This is a genomic window from Serratia sp. HNCC26DJ206 (assembly GCF_057180605.1).
The window spans coordinates 1-219 of the sequence record NZ_JBXUGP010000196.1; the positions used below are offsets into that span (position 1 = coordinate 1).

Here is a 219-nt window from a genome sequence, read left to right on the forward strand (position 1 = left end):
ACCGGTCTTACCGGGCAGGGCAAACGTCTGGGTCGCGTGCGGGGCGATCATGTCGCCTTCAATTTCTTTCCCGTTCACGTTCAGGCTGACAAAAGACACGTAAAACGGCGTCGGGTTTGAGGCCAGTACGCTGTTGCCTTGGGCACGCCAGGTCACGGTCTTCGCGGCATCATTGGCATTACCCGCCAGGCCCGCCGGACGATAGAACATCTTGATGCG

Annotated in this window: 1 protein-coding gene; it reads right to left on the reverse strand. The window is 59.4% G+C overall.

What is annotated here, in order from left to right; translation table 11 throughout:
• Positions 1 to 219 (reverse strand): fimbrial biogenesis chaperone (locus AC2A1E_RS24555; protein WP_484385933.1); only part of this gene is annotated, 219 nt, incomplete at both ends.